Origin of the sequence: Halalkalibacillus halophilus DSM 18494, assembly GCF_000423105.1 — a bacterium.
GTDB classification, from domain to species: domain Bacteria; phylum Bacillota; class Bacilli; order Bacillales; family Alkalibacillaceae; genus Halalkalibacillus; species Halalkalibacillus halophilus.
In genome coordinates this window covers 432,082-450,334 of sequence record NZ_AUHI01000004.1, presented here as the reverse complement: position 1 = coordinate 450,334, position 18,253 = coordinate 432,082, and the positions used below count along the sequence as shown (strand labels likewise).

The following is an 18,253-nucleotide window of genomic DNA, read 5'->3' as shown; positions in this document are numbered from 1 at the left end:
GGGAAAGAATGTTAAACAAAACACAAATAAGGACTGTTTTAGATACTCTAGAAGAGATGTATCCAGATGCCGAGTGTGAATTAACGCATGACAATGCATTTGAGTTACTTATTGCTGTTGTATTATCTGCTCAAGCAACCGATGCTTTAGTTAATAAAGTTACTCCAGATTTATTTAATAAATACAAAACTCCTGAAGATTATCATGAAGTTTCATTAGAACAACTCCAAGATGATATTAGAAGAATTGGTTTGTACCGCAATAAAGCTAAAAACATTAAAAAGTTAAGCCATGATTTAATCATGAAACACAATTCACAGGTACCAAATGATTATGAGGATTTAATTAACTTAGCTGGGGTAGGGAGAAAAACAGCGAATGTAGTAATGTCGGTAGCTTATGGAATGCCAGCTATTGCTGTTGATACTCATGTAGAACGTGTTTCCAAGCGACTTGGACTTTGTAAATGGAAAGATTCCGTTCTTGAAGTAGAAAAGACACTAATGCGTAAATTACCTGAAGATTCATGGAGTGATACACACCATAGGATGATTTTCTTTGGAAGATATCATTGTAAGGCAAAAACTCCAAATTGCCCAGCGTGTCCTTTATTAGATTTATGTAGAGAAGGGCAAAAAAGAATAAAGAAACTTTAAATGATATTTAGTTATAAAAAAGGCTGATGGGATCAACCCCATCAGCCTTTTTAAGTGAAATTTTATGATTCACTATCGTCAGAATCTTCTTCGTTATCTTCGTCTTCTTCCGGTTCAGAATCGTTTTCGTCTTCTTGATTCTCATCATTTTCTTCTTCGCTCGAATCTTCATCTTCATTGTTACCGTTGTTACCTTCATTATCTTCGTTGTTTCCGTTACCTTCATCTTCTTCTTCATTGCCGTCTTCCTCAGATTCTTCTTGTTCCTCTTCAGAATCCTCTTCAGACTCTTCTTCTTCCTCTTCGTCTTCGTCATCTTCTTCATCACGACCGAAGAATTCATCCCAGAAAGAAGAGTCTTCTTCAGGAACTTCTATGGAATTAGATATAGGTTCACTTCGATTCTCGCTATTATCTTCATCAAAAGCAACAACTTCAAACGTGTAAGTTTCACCTAATTCCACATTTGTGAAAGTATAGGAAGTGTCAGTAGAGGACTGTAAGGATTGTTCATTGCCTCCCGAATCCGTAACCATAAGTTCAAATGCAATGGATGTATCCTCATCATCACTACCTGGGTGATCCCAATTGACGTCAATCGTCTGTTCTTCTTCATCTAACTCTAAGTTTAGTGAAGTAGCAGGATCAATAACATCAAATTCTTCCGATTCTTCCGTCGGCTCTGTCCCGCGAACAAATAATTCCGTGACTCTTTGATCGCTTGGGGTATATTCACTTGGTAATTGTGCAGGATTGGTACCGTCTTCCACTTCGACTTCCACAACAGAATCAGGTCGAGTGAAATCAGATGTCTCTACACCTTCAGATAAATGATTCATTACACCATTAAAAATATGCTGAGGTACTTGAGTGTCCGTTATATTTTCGTTTTGAGGATACCCAGTCCAAATAGATACTGTGAAGTTCGTTGTATAACCTACAAACCAGGAGTCAGGAGTATCGTCATCCCTGTTTGAGGTACCTGTTTTACCTGCAACAGGAAGGTTACCTACATTAATGTTTCTTCCCGTTCCTTCTGCAGTTGCAGCATCTTTTAGCATATCAGTAATCATATAAGCTGTGTAATCATTCATAACAGGGTCTGATTCAATATCTACTTCCATAGTAGACCCATCTCTAAATTCTATTTGGCGTATAGCATGCGGTTCGTTATATACACCTTCATTACCAAAAGCAGCATATGCACCCGCCATTTCAAGTGGATTGGTGCTCATTTCGCCTCCACCAATAGAATAAGAGTCTCCTGCTGTACCATCAAGAGAGATACCAAGATCTCTTGTGAAATCACTCGCATGGTTTTTATCTAATTCTTGGAAGGTCTTTACTGCTGGAACGTTTAAAGATAAGGCCAATGCTTCTCGCATGGAAACCCAACCAAAGAATCCACGACCCGCGTTAGAAAGTTGAACGCCATCTGCATATTCATATGGCTCATCATGAATTTGGTGGTAAGTTGACCATTCGTTTTGTTCAATAGCTGGACCATAGTCTAAGATTGGCTTTATTGTTGAGCCAGGTTGACGCCCGGTGCGGTTTAACGCGTAATTAAAGCCAGTTCCGACCCCTTCAATTTTATTTCTGCCACCGCCGATTGCTAATATTTCGCCAGTTGAAGTGTCGACTGCTACAACCCCTGCTTCTAATTCATCGTCAGGATAATTAATAGGGCTTTCAGAACTTAGTAATCGTTCTACCTCTTCTTGTGCACTTGGATCCAATGTCGTATGAATGGTTAAACCGAGAGAAAATACATCCATGTCATCATCATCAATTAAATCTTCAGCTTCTCTTTCCACTCTATCTATAAATGATCCATATGGAACTTCAGAAGAAAAATCACCTTGAATCATATCAGGAACAGGTATTTCTTTTGCTTCATCCGCTTCTTGTTGTGTGATTTTTTCATGATGGACCATTAAATCTAATACCGTGTTTCTTCGATTTTCAGCGTACTCAGGGTTATTAATTGGATCATGTGCACTCGGTCTTTGTGGAATACCAGCCAATAAAGCTGCTTCTGCTAACGTTAGATCTTCTAAGTTATCCTTACCGAAATAAACCTCTGAAGCTCGTTGTACTCCATATAAACCATTTGCGTAATAAATTGTGTTTAAGTACATCGTTAAAATTTGTTCTTTAGAATATTGACGCTCTAGTTGAAAAGCCATATATTGTTCTTGAACTTTTCGCTCCATTTGTTTGTCGGTAGATAAGAAGGCATTTTTAACTACTTGTTGGGTAATTGTACTGGCTCCTTGTGAACCGAATCCATCTGTGATATTTGCTACTACTGCTCCACCGATTCGTCGTAAATCAATACCACTATGTTCATAGAATCTAACATCCTCTGTTGCTAACACAGCATCTTCAAGTATTTGTGAGATTTCATCAAATTCAATCTCTGACCGATTTTCACCACCTATGTCAGCTAAATGATCACCATTTCGATCTAACAAAGTAGTAGGAACAGGGTTTTGTAGTTGATCTGCACTAATATCTGGTGCGTCTTTAATATAAGAATATAGCATACCTGCTACGGCAATGAATCCTACAATAGCAATAATTAATAAAGATAAGAATACTTTTTTCCAGTTTATCTTCTTTTTATTCTTTTTATTCTTTTTTCTGGCTTGGCGACTTTTTTCTTCCGTCATGATTTCTTCTCCTCCAATTCACACACCTGATCTATTATCGATAAATAATCTACTTTAGCTTGTAACCGAAAAGGTATAACAATCCCATGTTCGACTATAAATTCATAAGGTATGGACTTTCGATCTCCTAAGTATTTTTCTTCCCATACGTACAAAAATGGACGTAATCGAAGGAAATAAGTTTCGTTTTTCTTTTTAAAACGAATAATAAAGAAACTAATGCCTCCATGATTTTCTATTTTTTTCATATGTTCGACTTGGTGTACGTGTATATTTTGAAAAGGAAGAACATTTTTATTTGTCTCTTTAGCTTCAAAATCAATATGTTTTCCTTTGTATAGACCATTAAAGTCAGTAGTAGAGGGGCGCTGGTAGTATGCTTCCTTAATTACTGCTGCACTTCTTTTAGGGTAATCCACTTGTACCACTTGTACAGGTGTAGGCTTTTTGTGTATAACAGCACGATCCGAGTCTAAGTAATATTGATTCGTTTCCACAATCTCTTTTTCGAGGGTCATTCCTCGGTTAGCGTGTGCGTCAATCGTAGTGTGTTTTTTTGGCTTTGATGTATCTACAGATGTATTCGCAATTTTCTTACTACCTTTGGGATATTTCAATTAAAATCCTCCTAACATTCCTATTATAACAAATTTTAATTAGAAAATATTTGGAGATACTGTGAATAACAACAAGTTAGGATGTGTGGACTATGACTTTAAGTATAAATCAAATGCTTAGCGTAACAAAGAAACATAATGAAACGAATCAATCGAGAACTAAAGCGTACTTAGATTTCTATTTAAAACATCCCGAAATTAAATGGGCCTTCCTAGCAAGTTGTGTTTCCAGAAACGCTGGGTGGAATATGAGTGATCTAATTAACCCTGATTTTACAACGATTCTTTCAAGTGAACAACGTGCACGACTATACTTAGTGTACGAAACAGCCAATTGGTACATTTTTAAAGATGCATTTCCGCAACTATTAATATATGAACAATCAAAGAAAGATCAAATTCTTCATATTGATATGTTGAAGGAATTTAATATTTCTATCTTCATGCAAGAGGAATGGAAAAGATTCTTTAAAAATGGTGATCAAAACCGCATTCTTTATGCCCAAATAATAAATGAGCAACAATTGATTGAACACCCGTTAATACAAAATCATTTTTTTCAAAAAGCTGTTTTTAACAAACTTGCATATAACCTTCAAAGGATCTTCCACTTAAATGCTGTGCTCTTGCCTACAAAGAACGGAGATTTATATGGAGCTTATGTACCTTCGTTTGAGAATGTAGACAAACGAATCGGTTTTGGTAAGGATATTGCTCATTTACTGTTTCAGCCTCATTTATACCCTTTATTTATTGCCTTTTCAATAGATACTCCGATCCTTGGAGATAGGAATGAGTACTTATGTAAAAACAATGTCATGAAATTAAAAATAGACAAGAATCCCTCTGCAATAAAGTTGAGACAACATGTTATTCATAACTCTAATTTGGATTGGTTTTCCTATACAAAATTGAAGGATCGTTGGTTTGAAGAGCCATTAAAACAAAAGAGAATGAAACCTATTAATGATTCTTATCATTTAAAGCGTCGATTGTTTCATGAGTGGAGTTCTTTTAAAAGAAAGTGAATATTGATGAATTAGTTCTATTATTGTCTAACCATAACCATTATTGTTTTGGGGAAGGAAATAGTTTTCTAAAGCTCTAATTATATAACTAAGTAATGATTGGAGTGATTGGATGGAAAATGTGAAAACGAACAAGTGGTATAAGAAAGAAGATGTCATAAAATTGCTTCAGGAAGTGGAAGAAGAGTTAACGGCGCTTGAAGATGCCCTTACAGTTTCGGAGGATTCGATCATAGTATGTGAAGCTCTTTCATGATAAAGTAGGGATAATGAAAGAGGTGTTAACATGGATCCATTTATTGAGCTCTCAAAGTACTTAAGGCATACTATTCTAGAGGATTGTTTGTACCAGTACATGGAGGGACGCAAGCATGTTAGGAAAGACTATGATGATTTCAATCTCGTAAAAGAGGAAACAAAGCCAATGTTCGAAGCGATTGAAAAATGGGAAGAAGATGCTCAAGCCATTGTGCACCGTTTACCAATCTTTCCTAACCAGATACAGAATACAAAGGATAATTTAGAAATTATGATTTTGCATAGTTTCTTTCATGATGTGAAAAAGAAACGTTTCATGGAGTTGTATCATTCTGTAATGTATAACTTAGATATTGTATTAAATGATGAACAATAATATTTAAAAATCTGAAAATATCAACTATAATAGTACTACTTAAGATTACTTCATGAGGAGTGTGTATGATGCACAAAGAACAATTGATTGAATCCGCAAAACAAATGCTTGATCATGCCTATGTCCCATATTCTAAATTTCCTGTAGGTGCTGCTTTAATTACCGATGAAGGAAAAGTATATCAAGGTTGTAACATCGAAAATGCCGCTTATCCTGTTACTTGTTGCGCAGAGAGAACTGCTATCTTTAAGGCAGTTTCAGAAGGGGAGAGGAACTTTAAAGCATTGGCTGTTATTGCAAATACAGATCGCCCAGTACCTCCATGTGGTGCTTGTAGACAAGTAATGTCTGAATTCTTTTCACCAGAAATGAAAGTCTATATAACAAGTAAAGATTTAGAGGTTAAAGAAGTAACTGTTCAAGAGTTATTACCGTTTTCTTTTACACCTGAAGATCTTTCCTCTGGACAAACAAAGTAATTTATAAATGTAAAATTATGGTTCACCTGCTTTAATTTTAACCAAAGAGCTAGTTCAAACTGGCTCTTTTTTGCTATACTGTAAATATGACAATAAAATCTATAACAATTACTGGATATAAACCACATGAGTTGGGTATTTTTAGTGAACAAGATGAAAAAATAAAAGTAATACAACGTGCTATATATAAAAGACTGGTTTCTTTAATTGAAGAAGGATTAGAATGGGTAGTAATTTCTGGCCAACCAGGAATCGAAACATGGGCTTTTCAAGTCGTAATGGATTTAAAAAATGATTATTCCATAAAAGTCGCAATAATTCCTCCGTTTAAGAACCAGGAAAAAATTTGGAAAGATGATAAGCAAAGCGTATATCGTAATATGCTAGAAAAAGCAGACTTCTCAAAGCCACTCAGCGACAAAGATTATGAAAGCTCTAAGCAATATCAGCAAAAAAACCAGTGGATGATTGAGAAGACAGAAGGTTGTTTAATAGTATATGAAGAAGAATTTGGTGGTTCCCCTAAATTTTTTTATGACTTAGTGTTACAATACCAACTAATACATGCATACGATTTAATAATCATCAATTCTTTTGATTTAGAAGATACAGCAAGAGAAATGGAAGAGTTTTAATCCTAAGAACAAATATTGGGAGGAATTTTACATGGCTAACGTACAGTTAAATAGTCAAGAAATTTTAGACAAAGAGTTTAAAACAACGATGCGAGGTTATAATCAAGATGAGGTAGATGAATTTCTAGATACCGTGATTAAAGATTATGATACTTTTGAAGCTGAAAATAAACGTTTAAGGGAAGAATTAGAAAGGCTGAAAAATGCGACTAGTGGTGCTGCTCCACAACCACAACCTCAGCAACAGCCAAGTCCTTCTAGAAGTACTGTGAACGCTGATGTTTTACAGCGTTTATCCAACCTTGAGAAAGTAGTCTTTGGTAGAAAAGAGTATTAATTTTTAACTCAGCAATTATTGGATTTCGCAATTCATAACTAATATGTTAAACTATTTATTCTGAGCATAAGTTTGAAGAAAATTAAATGCTAATGTAGTCGCTCAAAGGTTAAATACTTTGAGAGGAAAGTCCATGCTCACACAAGCTGAGATGCTTGTAGTGTTCGTGCTTGACGAAAAGATAAGTCAAGGGAACGTTTTTACGTTTACGGCAGGGTAGACATCTAAGTCTTTTGATAGGATGAAGCCCTTTAAAGTGCCACAGAGACGAATTCGGTTGGAAACAATCGAGGTGGAACGCGGTAAACCCCACGAGTGAGAAACCCAAACTATGGTAGGGGCACTTATTGCAGGGAATTCAACCTAGCAATAAGACAAGGAAACTTGTAGATAGATGATTACAACCGGCGTACGAGGCTGACCACCGTTTGCAGTACAAAGGAACAGAACATGGCTTATCAAGCATTTAATGGTTACTTCTTACTTATGCTTTACTTTACATAATAATCTTATAGTTAATTTAATAATACAGTTAGTTGATTGATAGGAAGGGTGACTAGATTGTCAAAGGAAGTTACACTAATAGCCACTTCAGCAATGGGGTTAGAGTCCTTAGTAAGGGATGAGGTTAAAGCATTAGGTTATCATGATGTTCAGACGGAAAATGGAAAGGTCATTTTCACTTCTGATTTACAAGGGATCGCTAGAACCAATCTATGGTTAAGAACTGCCGATCGAGTCAAACTTCAAATGGATGTATTTCAAGCAATGAGTTTTGATGAGTTATTCGAACAAACGAAGCAAATTCCTTGGGAAGAATGGATTCCGGAAGATGCTTTTATTCATGTAACTGGAAAATCACATAAATCACAACTATATTCTGTACCAGATTGCCAATCGATCGTGAAAAAGGCGATAGTAACAAGATTACAAGAAAAATATGCCCTCCATACTCGATTAGAAGAAACGGGTGTGCGTTATAAAGTAGAAGTGGCTATCTTAAAGGACACTGTTACGATTACAATGGATACTTCAGGAACCGGCTTACACAAACGAGGGTATCGTGTTTCACAAGTAGAGGCACCTTTAAAAGAAACTCTTGCAGCCTCTTTAATAAAACTAACTAACTGGAATCCGGATCACCCATTCGTAGATCCTTTCTGTGGTTCTGGCACTATTCCCATTGAGGCAGCCCTTATTGGCCAAAACATTGCACCAGGATTCAACCGCGAATTTGCTGCTGAGGACTGGGTAGAAATTTCTCCAAAAATTTGGGAGAGAGCTTTAGAAGAAGCAGAAGACCTTGCAAACTATGACCAGCCTTTAAGTATAATGGGCAGTGATATTAGCCATCAAGCTATTGAAATTTCAAAAGATAATGCGATGGAAGCAGGCTTAGCAGATTTAATTGATTGGAAGCAAATGCAAGTAGAAGATTTGAACCCTAAATCTGATTTAGGCTATTTAGTCGGTAACCCGCCTTATGGGGAACGGTTAAGCGATGAGGATGAAGTGGAGGACACGTATAGAGCCCTTGGATCCATTATGAAAGAGAATCCACATTGGAGCGTTTATATTATGACTGCTCACCCAGATTTTGAGAAACTATATGGAAGAAAAGCTTCGAAAAAAAGAAAATTATTTAACGGCTTTATTCGAACAGACTATTATCAATTCTTCGGGAAAAAGCTGTAGCAATTTATTTACCAAATCAATGCACCATATAACTTTTATTAATGTAGAGACTATTCATGATTTAAATGAATAGTCTTTTTTCACAAAAAATAAAGGAGGATGATCATGGAAACTTATTTACCTTCATTCAAACTTGATGGAAAAACAGCTTTAATTACAGGAGCGACTAAAGGAATAGGTCGAGCAATTAGTATTGCTTATGCAGAAGCTGGTGCGAATTTAATTTTAGTCGCTCGCTCAGAGGATGATTTAAACAGCTTAAAATCTCAGTTAGAAGCTGATTTTGGATCTGAGGTGTCGATTATAAATGAATCGGTCAATAACCATAAAAATATTATTGATCAAATCAATCATCAATTACCAGAAACAACTATTAACGTTTTAGTCAATAATGCAGGAATGAATATTCGATCAGAAGCTCTGAATGTATCAGAAGAAGAATGGTCTCAAATTATAGATACGAATATGAAAAGTGCATTCTTCCTAAGTCAGTATGTTGCAAAACAACTAAAAAATTCAAATCAGCCTGGAAAAATTATTTCTATATCTTCTGTAGCTGGACAAACCGGCTTAAGGACAGGCGTTGTGTACGGTATGACAAAAGCGGCTTTGATACAAATGACAAAAACTTTAGCCATAGAGTGGGGAAAATACGGAATTTGTGTAAATGCAATTGGTCCTTGGTATTTCCCAACTGCACTAACAGAAAAGTTGCTCCAAAATGAGGGATATGTCAAAGAAATCGAAGATCGCACACCACTTGGTCGAGTGGGAGAACTTAACGAAATAGCTGGTCCTGCTGTATTTTTAGCATCAGACGCTAGTAACTATGTTTCTGGGCAAACATTGATGGTAGATGGAGGCATGACTATTTACGGATTCTAGATTTTTATAAGAGTAAATCCACAAGCTTTGTGGCACCCTATTTACACAACAATAAGAGGGTGGAATCATGGCATATATTTCTTCAATCGGAACATCAGTACCTGAAAATTGTCTTAACCAAACAGAGGTTAAACAATTTATTAAACCATATGTTAGAAATAAAAAGCAAAATAAGTACTTATCTGTTTTTGATGATCCTGCAATCACTCAGCGATATTTTGCGGTTTCTACAGATTGGTTAAAGCAAGACAATAACTTGCAAGCTAGAAATGATATATATAAAGTAAAAGCTATAGAGTTAGTCACAAAATCAATAATCGATTGTTTCAAAGGATCTCCTCTAACTTATGATCAAGTTGATTGTATAGTATCTGTTTCAAGTACTGGAATATTAACTCCAACACTTGATGCAATTTTAATAAATAAAATACCATTACGGAATAATGTTGACCGCATACCTTTATTTGGATTAGGGTGTGCTGGAGGAGCTATTGGCTTATCAAGATCTTATCAGTACTTAAAAGCATTTCCAGACAAGTGTGTTTTACTTACAACTATAGAATTGTCTTCAGTCGCATTTCATAAGGAGAATTTGAAGATTAAAGATATCGTAGGAGCTTCTATCTTTGCAGATGGAGCAGCAGCAGTACTTCTTTTAGGTTGTGAGCATCCACTTGCTGTGAAATCTTCCTTTTGTATAATTGATTCAACTAGTTTAATAAAAGAAGATTCATTAGATGTCATGGGTTGGGAAGTGAAAGACAACGGATTTCATGTTGTATTTGATGTTAAAATCCCTAAACTTATTCCATCATTTTGGTATAGTCATCTATTAGAATTTTTCTCCAAACACGGCATTGAATTAGAGGAGATCCACACCTTTATTGCACATCCAGGAGGAAGAAAAATATTAGATGAAATTCAATCAATTATAAATGATAATACTAAAATACAGTATTCGCGTAATGTATTAAAAAATTATGGTAATATGTCTTCATCAACTGTTTTGTTTGTTTTAAGAGAATTTATAGAAAAAACAACTAAACAAAATGCCAACCACATAATTACAGCTTTAGGTCCAGGGTTTTCCTCTGAAATACTTTTGTTAAAGCAGGAAATCGAATGATTTATATATTTATTTGGATCTATTTAGTCATTCAACGATTAATTGAATTGAAGCTTGCCAAAAGTAATGAAAAATATCAGTTAGCTCACGGCGGTATTAAAGTACATGACCCATATTATAAATGGTTTATCATTGTACACGTAGGCTTTTTATTTTTTATCCTCTTCGAAAGCTTTTATTTCCATCGTTTAGAATCTGATGTGTTTCTCATTTATTTTATCCTATTTCTCATTTTACAACTTCTGAGGCTTTGGGTAATAGGTTCATTAGGAAGAGCTTGGAATACAAAAATTATTGTGAACCCAAATGAAACAAGAGTAAAAAGCGGTATTTACAAATGGATTAGTCATCCAAACTATTGGATCGTATTAGCAGAATTGATAGTTATTCCACTATTATTTCATGCCTACTACACTGCTATTTTATTTTCGTTACTACACTTAATACTTCTAACCAAAAGAATACCTATGGAGAACCATGCACTTAAAGCATTAAAAGATCCATAAAAGGGGAGAGAATGATGTTAATATCAGCAATGGAAGCATTTGAAATGATAAAACATGAAAAAATAATTTGTGTAGACTGTCGATTTCAATTAGGTGAACCAGAACAAGGAAAACATAGTTATTTACATGGACATTTACCTCAAGCTATTTATGCTGATTTAGAAAAAGACCTAAGTGGAGAAGTAAAGGAAACAGGGGGGAGACATCCGTTACCTGAATTAAATTCATTTATTGAGTTTTTAAAAAACAATGGGATTGACAAAGATACCAAGGTAATCGTTTATGATGAAAACCTTGCTTTTGCATCTAGGTTTTATTGGATGCTTCAATATACTGATCACGAAAATGCCTATTTATTAAATGGTGGATGGCAAGAATGGGTAAAACTTGGATACCCTATGGAAAAAGGAAATGTAGCTCATTCTCCTAAAAGTGAGTATGGAGACTATCAAGTAAACAAAAACATGTTAGCCACACAAGAAGAGGTACAGTTTGCTACTCAAACTTCTACTTGTTATCTTCTTGATTCACGTAGCCCAGAAAGATACCGGGGCGAATATGAACCAATCGATCAAAAAGCAGGACATATTCCGAACGCAATTAATTATGATTGGCAGGAATTAATGGATAGAAAAGGAATGTTTAAGGAAGTATCAGAACTAGAAAGCCGCTTCTCTAATTTAGATAAGAATAAAGAAGTGATTGTCTATTGTGGCTCAGGAGTCACTGCTGTACCTAATGTGATTGGCTTGTGGAGTGTAGGCTTCAAAAGTGTGAAGCTATACGTAGGTAGCTTTAGTGATTGGATTACAAATGACAAAAATAAAGTGGAAACATTTTAATCTCTAAATATAAAAGGAAGGCCTGCACTTATGATAAAGCGCGGACCTTCCTTTTATTTAAATCGTTTTGCTAAATACATAAACGGTGTATCAAGTGCTGAGACAATGAACTTGATTAAGTACGTTGAAATAAATATTTGCAACCAAATGGTAAAATCAGAAGTCAATAAATGCCAAAACGCAATCGTACAAAAGATTGCAGTATCAACCAATTGACTGATCATAGAACTGACATTGTTTCGTAACCATAAAAATTTATCTGAGGCATATTTCTGTTTTAATTTAGCGAATATCCATACATCTAAATTTTGGCTAACAATGTAGGCTAACAAACTACCAGCGGCTACTTGTGGAACAAGGTCAAATATAGTTTGGAGTGACTCATTTACTAAATCACTCTCTGCAGGTTGAAATCGAATAGCAAACTGCATGAGCACCGTCATAGTTATTAAGGTGAAAAAACCTAACCATACAGCTTTTCTAGCTTCTTTTTTCCCATATTTCTCATTAATAATATCGGTTGCTAGAAAGATCGACCCGTATATAATATTTCCTAAAGTCGCTGTGACTCCAAAGAGTTCAACCATTTTAAGAACTTGAATATTTGCAACTACGGTCGACATTCCAATCCAAACTAACAAACCACTTTTACCGAACAGACGGTAAATTAATAAAATCAAAGCAAAATTCACCAATGCAAAAATTAACCATAAAAATTCATTTGGCATATCATCATCTCCTTAGTTTTGATAGCGCAGGATTTTGCGAACTGCGTTTCACACAACGTATATCTTATTACTATTAAAGACAAATAGCAACAAGGAATTTTTATGATAAGTGAAATGTAATCTATTATGTTTGAACTTTTTAATCTTTACTAATAGTGTATTATAATATAATTTAAAGTTAATATTAGGGGGACTGAAAATGGGGATTTTTGACGGTATGATGAATAACGCATCAGAAGTAGATGCTCTAAAAGTTGAACAGGAGATAGGGGAGCTATTAACAAGTTCTGAACAAGTTGAACACGCATATAAACTTGTAAGAGATTTATTTGTTTTTACAAACAAGCGTTTGATTCTAATAGATAAGCAAGGAGTAACTGGGAAGAAATCCGAATATCATTCCGTCCCTTACAAAAATATATCTCACTTCTTAATTGAAACAGCGGGTACGTTTGATTTAGATGCTGAAATGAAAATTTGGATTTCAGGAAATTCAGCACCGATTGAAAAAACTTTCAACAAGCAACTCAATATTTACAAAGTACAATCAGTACTAGCAGAGTATGTCTGTCAGTAAATATCTGTACAAAAAAAGGCAGCCATTTATTCTGGCTGCCCATTCATATGGTTTTTTCTATTATTTTTTATTAACGTTTGAAGCTTGCGGTCCACGATCGCCTTCAACTACTTCAAATTCCACTTCTTGACCTTCGTCTAAAGTTTTGAAGCCGTCTTGATTTAGAGCAGAGTAGTGTACGAATACATCGTCTCCACCTTCTACCTGAATGAAGCCATACCCTTTTTCTGCATTAAACCATTTTACTACACCATTTTGCATGATAAATCCTCCTAAAAACTTTCACCTTACAGGTGGTATTTCACAAATAAAATGTTAAGACATAAAAACAGGTAACTTCTACTAAAATGAAAGATCACAAGTGCATCTTCACTTCGATAGAAGTTACCTGAAAGCTTATGATTCTTCACATCTTATTGCACTTTAAGTATACTAACTGCCAAAATTATCGTCAAGTTATATGATTAATCTGATAACTTATAACAAATTAAACATTAATGAACTAACCTAGCTCCAATAAACTTTGATTGCCAGTATGATTCACTTAAATTACTAATAACAACTCCATTACTGGAACCTGCATGAATAAAGTTTCCGTCTCCTATATAAATCCCGGCGTGGGACGGGCCTGGTTTATACGTTTCAAAGAATACTAAATGTCCAATAGATGGCTGTGCCATTGGAGAAGTCGCATTCCACATATCGCTAACTGTTCGGGGCATTGATTTTCCGTGGCTTGCGTACACATATTGTAAAAATCCACTACAATCAAATCCAGATGGGGAAGTCCCACCCCATTGATATGGAGAACCAATGTAACTTCGTGCAGTGTGTGTAATAGTTGAATGACTAGTTACCGATTTTTCTTCCTCAGATGGCTCTGTGATTTCAGTAGATTGTTGAGAATTATTTTCTTCAATAGAAGTATCCTCATCTTCATCTTGGGAGGAGGAGACAGTAGTATGAACAATATCTTGTTCACTAGTACTGGAAGCTTGAACTATGTCTTCTTCCGTGGAACTTGAATGAGTTTCCACTTCTTCCTCTTGTGGTTCTACAGTGGTAATCTGCACGGGACGGTTTAATTGCAGTCTGTGCAAATCAAAATCCTTATTTTGAATATTATTATAATACATAAGAGTGTATTTCAAATCGTCCCTAACATACCCATCTATTTTTCCACTATAAATCCCTAAGTCCTTTAATGCTTGTTGTACTTTTTTTACGGCTAAACTGTGATCATCGTAATAAATATTTTCTATATTTTCATCAACAACCCTGGTAAGTTCCTTTTCTACAACACGATCAAGTAACAGTAACAGATCCTCATCAATTTCCCCGGTAACATGATCTTGATGGGCTATTTGAAATTGCTTAATCGCATATTCTGTAAGGACATTATATTTATCAGATTGATTTCCTGGATAGTATTTAGCAATTTTAAGTTTGCGGTGTAATGTGACAACAGCCTCTCCCATGTCTCCATACTTTAGCTTCGAAGCTTCCTTTAACTGTTCTTTTGCATAAGCATCAACAGGTAAATGGAAAACAAAAGGAGAACTAAGTGCTAAGCTTCCTGCCATGGCTGTAAGGAGTATAGGTTTTGCTCGTTTGTAAGTATTCATATGGAATCCCTCCGATAAAATAGAAAGATAATAATCTTTTAATCTATAAAGAAGTGTATTAAACTGAAGTAAATATTATGCGTAAATTTTTTGGAGGTGCTCATATGATCCAAACAAGTGAAAATACATATTTACAGCTATGTCAGCATGTGATGAAGGAAGGGAAGGACCGTTCTGACCGAACTGGAGTAGGGACTCGTTCGTTATTCGGACACCAAATGCGTTTTGATTTAACAGAAGGATTCCCACTCCTAACAACAAAAAAAGTTCCATTTAAGTTAATCGTAAGTGAATTGCTGTGGTTTTTAAAAGGTGATACGAATATTAGGTATTTACTTCAACATAATAATAATATTTGGAATGAGTGGGCTTTTAAAAATTGGACCGAAAGTGAGTCTTATGATGGGCCTGACATGAAGGATTTTGGAAGACGCTCGCAATCGGACGAGGCGTTTAATAAACTGTATCAAGAGCAAATGAAAATATTTAAGGAAAAGATTTTGAGTGATGATCAATTCTCAGAAGATTTTGGACACCTTGGTGATGTATATGGAAAGCAGTGGCGACATTGGCAGACACAACAAGGAGATACGATTGATCAAATTAATCAAGTAATATATGACATTAAGAATAATCCAGATTCTAGAAGGTTAATTGTTACCGCCTGGAACCCAGAAGATATACCGTCGATGGCGCTACCACCATGCCATACTTTATTCCAATTCTATGTTCAAGATGGAAAGCTTTCTTGTCAATTATATCAACGTAGTGGCGACCTTTTTCTAGGTATTCCATTTAACATTGCTAGTTACGCGCTATTAACACATTTAATTGCACATGAATGCGATTTAGAAGTAGGCGAATTCATTCATACATTAGGCGATGCACACATATATCACAATCATTTCCATCAAGTAGAAGAACAGTTATCTAGAAATGTAAAAACTTTACCTCAACTTGAGTTAAACAAAAATGTGGACAGCTTATTTGACTTCGAATTAGAAGACATCAAACTTATTGGGTATGAGCCACATCCCGCTATCAAAGCGCCAGTAGCTGTATAAAAGGAGGAGTATAATGCTATCTTTAATCGTAGCTATGGATGAAAAACGCGTAATTGGTTTCGAAAATAAAATGCCATGGCATTTACCTAATGACCTCAAATATTTCAAACGTCAAACGGAAGGCTCAACTGTCATTATGGGCCGGAAAACGTTTGAATCGATCGGTAAACCTTTACCGAATCGACAAAACGTAATCATGACTAGAAATAAAAACTATGAGCAAAATGGATGTAAAGTTATTCATAAATGGGAAGATATCGATCATTTAAGGAATGAAGAAGAATCTTTCATCATTGGCGGTGCAGAACTATTTAAGCATGCCATTGATATCGTTGATCGCATGTACATCACTATCATTCACAACACTTTTGATGGTGACACCTATTTTCCTGATTTTGATGAAAACGAGTGGAAATTAGTCGAGGAAATTGACGGTGAAACGGACGATAAGAATATATATGACCATACATTTTTAATATATGAACGAGTCGAATAGATTAATTCATGAACATTTTGTCACGATTTGGTTTTACGTTTGCAAATTTCGTACAAATAAGCGACAATAAGAGTAATGATAGTTACTTTAGAGATTGGTAGGTGTTCTTCATGGGCTTAGGTGGAATTGGAATTCCAGGACTTATTTTGATTGTGCTCGTGTTGCTATTAGTATTTGGACCTTCAAAGTTGCCAGAGATTGGTAAAGCTTTTGGATCTTCATTGAAAGAATTCAAAAAAGCAACGAACGATTTAATTTCGGATGATTCATCCAACTCAAAGAATAATAATGACACTAAGAAATAAAAGGTGTAAGACCTGAGATGTAAGGGAATTCCCTTACATCTTCTTTTATGACGAAATGGGTGAATAATGATGAGTGATGAACAAATACCTCAAGAAAATGAAATGGATTGGACCGAACACCTTGGGGAGTTGAGAAAGCGATTCTTATATAGTTTTATCGTGTTTGTAATCTCCTTCGGTGTTGGTTTTTACTTTGTAGAAGAAATATACCGTTACATAGAGCGCGATGTGCCTTTTGAATTATCTGTTTTGAGTCCCTTTGATATCATTTGGATCTATGTAATGATCGGTTTTATGAGTGGACTTATCGTGATGATTCCTTTTCTTGCTTTCCAGCTATGGTTATTTATAAAGCCGGGTTTGACGAGTAGGGAAAAGAAGATTAGCCTCATGTATATACCTGCGTTGTTTATTTTATTCGTAGCAGGTTTAGCGTTTGGGTTCTTTGTCATTAAAGATTTAGTACTTAGTTTCTTACTAAACTTAAGTGATGGTATGGTTAATGAGATGTTTACGGCAAATAATTATTTTAAGTTTATCTTTCAAATCACCATTCCATTCGCTGTATTTTTTGAAGTACCTTTAATAGCTATGTTTTTAACAAGTCTAGGCATCATTACTCCAATGTTTATGAAAAAAATGCGTAAGTGGGCGTATCTGATCTTAGTGATTATTGGAACTATGCTTTCTCCACCGGATTTTATTTTACAAATCCTTGTTGCAGCTCCATTAATATTACTATATGAAATCGCTATTGTTGTATCTAGTCTGGTGCACAAACGACGTATGAAAAAATTAAAAGAACTTAATGCTGATATAGATCGTGAGTGATAATATGCGTTCCTTTTATCATTATGCCATGCGTTATCGAGGTGTAGAATCTAAAAATGATGACCGTAAAATTCTGGCTGAATGGATTTTTCAAGACCATAGCTTTCCAAAGCAAGCTAAAGATTACCAAACCATTTCATCTTATTTAGAGATGCATAGCCCTTTTGCAAATGCTCTAAATACGTTTGATGAAATATGGGAAGCTTATCAGTCTGATTGGTAATAATATATAACACAAAAAAGCCAGGTGGGTTCACCTGGCTTTTTCATTCCTATAGTACGGCAATTAGCAAACGTAAGCACTACCGACAATAATTAGTAAAATGAATAGTACTACAATTAAAGTGAAGCCTCCATAATATCCTTTACTCATTTTTCATTCCTCCTAAGTTGTGGTTCAGTTTAATGTATGCCAATAACACAATATGCGTATAGGCTTTTACACTATTCGACGAAATTCAATTAAATGTTATAAAATAGTTTATGACACAAAGGCGAATTCTAGAGAATAT

General features: G+C 35.2%; 24 protein-coding genes and 1 other RNA gene. 19 read left to right on the top strand and 6 right to left on the bottom strand.

Annotated elements, in window-relative coordinates; genetic code table 11:
- Positions 1–8 precede the first annotated feature (8 nt).
- Positions 9–656, top strand: a complete 648-nt coding sequence (nth, locus tag G532_RS0102320) for an endonuclease III (RefSeq protein WP_027963346.1) — start codon at positions 9–11, stop codon at positions 654–656.
- Positions 657–718: 62 nt separating this feature from the next.
- Here nth and G532_RS14590 read toward each other — a convergent pair whose 3' ends face one another.
- Both G532_RS14590 and recU read right to left on the bottom strand, forming a co-directional pair.
- Complete coding sequence (locus G532_RS14590) at positions 719–3,331, bottom strand: PBP1A family penicillin-binding protein (RefSeq protein WP_035512368.1); 2,613 nt, start codon at positions 3,329–3,331, stop codon at positions 719–721.
- Positions 3,328–3,948, bottom strand: coding sequence for a Holliday junction resolvase RecU (gene recU / locus G532_RS0102310; RefSeq protein WP_027963345.1), 621 nt, complete (start codon positions 3,946–3,948; stop codon positions 3,328–3,330). The genes G532_RS14590 and recU overlap by 4 nt, the downstream gene beginning before the upstream one ends.
- A gap of 92 nt (positions 3,949–4,040) precedes the next feature.
- Here recU and G532_RS0102305 point away from each other — a divergent pair, with 92 nt between their 5' ends.
- The 12 genes from G532_RS0102305 (at position 4,041) to G532_RS0102250 (ending at position 12,115) form a co-directional block, all read left to right on the top strand.
- Positions 4,041–4,976, top strand: a complete 936-nt coding sequence (locus G532_RS0102305) for a DUF2515 family protein (protein WP_035512367.1) — start codon at positions 4,041–4,043, stop codon at positions 4,974–4,976.
- A 112-nt stretch (positions 4,977–5,088) separates the two neighbouring features.
- Positions 5,089–5,232, top strand: a complete 144-nt coding sequence (locus G532_RS15960; RefSeq protein ID WP_156882511.1) for a hypothetical protein — start codon at positions 5,089–5,091, stop codon at positions 5,230–5,232.
- Between the two features lie 30 nt (positions 5,233–5,262).
- A complete protein-coding gene (locus tag G532_RS0102295; protein ID WP_027963343.1) occupies positions 5,263–5,610 on the top strand; it encodes a DUF1798 family protein in 348 nt (115 codons plus the stop codon).
- Between the two features lie 68 nt (positions 5,611–5,678).
- Positions 5,679–6,089 carry a cytidine deaminase gene (locus tag G532_RS0102290; protein ID WP_027963342.1) on the top strand — a complete coding sequence of 137 codons (411 nt, stop codon included), beginning with the start codon at positions 5,679–5,681 and terminating at the stop codon, positions 6,087–6,089.
- Positions 6,090–6,175: 86 nt separating this feature from the next.
- Positions 6,176–6,724, top strand: coding sequence for an SLOG family protein (locus G532_RS0102285; protein ID WP_035512366.1), 549 nt, complete (start codon positions 6,176–6,178; stop codon positions 6,722–6,724).
- A 31-nt stretch (positions 6,725–6,755) separates the two neighbouring features.
- Positions 6,756–7,061, top strand: coding sequence for a cell division regulator GpsB (gene gpsB / locus G532_RS0102280; RefSeq protein ID WP_027963340.1), 306 nt, complete (start codon positions 6,756–6,758; stop codon positions 7,059–7,061).
- Positions 7,062–7,147: 86 nt separating this feature from the next.
- Positions 7,148–7,524, top strand: an RNA gene (gene rnpB, locus G532_RS15770) — RNase P RNA component class B.
- A gap of 98 nt (positions 7,525–7,622) precedes the next feature.
- Entirely contained in the window at positions 7,623–8,756 is a 1,134-nt protein-coding gene (locus tag G532_RS0102270) for a THUMP domain-containing class I SAM-dependent RNA methyltransferase (RefSeq protein ID WP_027963339.1), read from the top strand.
- 105 nt (positions 8,757–8,861) lie between these two features.
- Positions 8,862–9,641, top strand: coding sequence for an SDR family NAD(P)-dependent oxidoreductase (locus tag G532_RS0102265; RefSeq protein WP_035512364.1), 780 nt, complete (start codon positions 8,862–8,864; stop codon positions 9,639–9,641).
- Positions 9,642–9,708: 67 nt separating this feature from the next.
- Positions 9,709–10,767, top strand: coding sequence for a type III polyketide synthase (locus G532_RS0102260; protein ID WP_027963337.1), 1,059 nt, complete (start codon positions 9,709–9,711; stop codon positions 10,765–10,767).
- Positions 10,764–11,273 carry an isoprenylcysteine carboxyl methyltransferase family protein gene (locus G532_RS0102255; RefSeq protein ID WP_027963336.1) on the top strand — a complete coding sequence of 170 codons (510 nt, stop codon included), beginning with the start codon at positions 10,764–10,766 and terminating at the stop codon, positions 11,271–11,273. The genes G532_RS0102260 and G532_RS0102255 overlap by 4 nt, the downstream gene beginning before the upstream one ends.
- Positions 11,274–11,287: 14 nt before the next feature.
- Positions 11,288–12,115, top strand: coding sequence for a sulfurtransferase (locus G532_RS0102250; protein WP_051189016.1), 828 nt, complete (start codon positions 11,288–11,290; stop codon positions 12,113–12,115).
- Between the two features lie 53 nt (positions 12,116–12,168).
- On the opposite strand, the gene G532_RS0102245 is transcribed toward G532_RS0102250, so the two are convergent.
- Entirely contained in the window at positions 12,169–12,843 is a 675-nt protein-coding gene (locus G532_RS0102245) for a queuosine precursor transporter (RefSeq protein ID WP_027963334.1), read from the bottom strand.
- Between the two features lie 199 nt (positions 12,844–13,042).
- On the opposite strand from G532_RS0102245, the gene G532_RS0102240 reads away from it, so the two are divergent.
- Entirely contained in the window at positions 13,043–13,420 is a 378-nt protein-coding gene (locus tag G532_RS0102240) for a PH domain-containing protein (RefSeq protein ID WP_027963333.1), read from the top strand.
- Positions 13,421–13,480: 60 nt separating this feature from the next.
- Here the strand turns inward: G532_RS0102240 and G532_RS0102235 are convergent, their stop codons facing one another.
- A complete protein-coding gene (locus tag G532_RS0102235; protein ID WP_027963332.1) occupies positions 13,481–13,681 on the bottom strand; it encodes a cold-shock protein in 201 nt (66 codons plus the stop codon).
- A gap of 233 nt (positions 13,682–13,914) precedes the next feature.
- A complete protein-coding gene (locus G532_RS15560) occupies positions 13,915–15,045 on the bottom strand; it encodes a C40 family peptidase (protein ID WP_051189015.1) in 1,131 nt (376 codons plus the stop codon).
- Between the two features lie 104 nt (positions 15,046–15,149).
- Between G532_RS15560 and G532_RS0102225 the strand changes: the two genes are divergently transcribed.
- The 5 genes from G532_RS0102225 (at position 15,150) to G532_RS0102205 (ending at position 17,964) form a co-directional block, all read left to right on the top strand.
- A complete protein-coding gene (locus G532_RS0102225) occupies positions 15,150–16,109 on the top strand; it encodes a thymidylate synthase (protein ID WP_425402114.1) in 960 nt (319 codons plus the stop codon).
- Between the two features lie 10 nt (positions 16,110–16,119).
- Complete coding sequence (locus tag G532_RS0102220; RefSeq protein ID WP_425402116.1) at positions 16,120–16,605, top strand: dihydrofolate reductase; 486 nt, start codon at positions 16,120–16,122, stop codon at positions 16,603–16,605.
- A gap of 110 nt (positions 16,606–16,715) precedes the next feature.
- A complete protein-coding gene (gene tatA / locus G532_RS0102215) occupies positions 16,716–16,910 on the top strand; it encodes a twin-arginine translocase TatA/TatE family subunit (protein ID WP_027963329.1) in 195 nt (64 codons plus the stop codon).
- A gap of 69 nt (positions 16,911–16,979) precedes the next feature.
- Complete coding sequence (tatC, locus tag G532_RS0102210; protein ID WP_027963328.1) at positions 16,980–17,741, top strand: twin-arginine translocase subunit TatC; 762 nt, start codon at positions 16,980–16,982, stop codon at positions 17,739–17,741.
- Positions 17,742–17,745: 4 nt separating this feature from the next.
- A complete protein-coding gene (locus tag G532_RS0102205) occupies positions 17,746–17,964 on the top strand; it encodes a YozE family protein (RefSeq protein ID WP_027963327.1) in 219 nt (72 codons plus the stop codon).
- Between the two features lie 63 nt (positions 17,965–18,027).
- On the opposite strand, the gene G532_RS15555 is transcribed toward G532_RS0102205, so the two are convergent.
- Complete coding sequence (locus tag G532_RS15555; RefSeq protein WP_051189014.1) at positions 18,028–18,114, bottom strand: YjcZ family sporulation protein; 87 nt, start codon at positions 18,112–18,114, stop codon at positions 18,028–18,030.
- Positions 18,115–18,253 lie beyond the last annotated feature (139 nt).